Origin of the sequence: Marinilabilia rubra (assembly GCF_003121985.1) — a bacterium.
In the GTDB taxonomy this organism is placed as follows: domain Bacteria; phylum Bacteroidota; class Bacteroidia; order Bacteroidales; family Marinilabiliaceae; genus Marinilabilia; species Marinilabilia rubra.
Window position 1 is genome coordinate 1 of the sequence record NZ_QEWP01000058.1, and the last position, 1,040, is coordinate 1,040.

At 36.0% G+C, this 1,040-nt stretch carries 1 protein-coding gene; it reads right to left on the reverse strand.

The window, feature by feature from the left end; genetic code table 11:
- Nucleotides 1–7: 7 nt before the first annotated feature.
- Nucleotides 8–781 (reverse strand): transposase, encoded by a 774-nt coding sequence (locus tag DDZ16_RS20580; protein WP_198416778.1) that lies wholly within the window; start codon nucleotides 779–781, stop codon nucleotides 8–10.
- Between the last annotated feature and the right edge of the window lie 259 nt (nucleotides 782–1,040).

A 1,040-nucleotide genomic window follows, 5' to 3' on the forward strand; every position in this document is an offset into this window, starting at 1 on the left:
ATGTGAATCAAGGGTTGAAAGCATAGTTTAAAAAAGCAGCAGATAAACGACCAAAGGCATGAACTATCAATCCTTTTGTCGACCGAACCTTGCTAGCCCTTTGTATATCTGTTTTTTCGATTAGCCAGGCAAACATTGCCTCAATTGGTTGTCTCACTCTGGAAACAGCAGTTGAAAACAGATCATCTGCAGCTTTGATTCTTTGCTTAATAACCTCTGCCATTCCTTTTACAGCTTTGATGGGAGCTAACATTTCAGAGTTGTATTCCATTTTCATTTGTTTGTTAAAGTCGTGATTCATGTATATTTTATCTCCAAAAAATGTGCGGTTATACAGGTTTGACCAAGCTGTTTTATAGACATTTAAATCATTTTCTGATGCTGGGGTATAAATTATTTGTTCAGGAAATGGAAGAGTTCCTTTTCTTCGGAACCCGAGCATGTGCAATTTGATACCATAATAGTACATCCCCTTGGTGGAACAGTAACCTTTATCAGTTATTTCCCGTGCAACTTTTCCAGTACGTTTGCCGGAACAAGTTACAATAGGCATAGAATCCAAGAGGCTCTGATCTATGCAACAGTCATCTGGCTGGAAATCTTTTATCAGGATTTCTGATAACCTTGTAAATGCTCCTCCTAGCCGGTTTAACCGGTTATTAAATGCCTGATAAGAACCAATATTAGGGAACCAATTCAACAAATAATCACATGCAAACTTATGGATGTGTTTAATTTTTGTGAATCCCTGATATTGGATTCCGTAAAGGTATATTGCCATAACCTCTTGATCTGTAAAAACTGGCTCTTTGTTATTACTGAACCGTTCACAGTAAAATTGTAATTCCTCAAAATAGCCACAGACTAATTCGTATATTCTTATTAAATTGTCATCCTTATCCTTGAAAACCATATCTGAAAGTCGCTTCGAAAACAACTCTAAGATACTGGTTTTCAGGGATTTAAACAAATTTATTGCGCTGATTTTCAGGCATTTACCATACTTTTTTTATTATATTTTCAACCCTTGATTCACATTA

Bases quoted from the DNA above. Each gene is read 5' to 3' on its own strand.
- DDZ16_RS20580 (WP_198416778.1), bottom strand. From the start codon at position 781: ATGGCAATATACCTTTACGGAATCCAATATCAGGGATTCACAAAAATT.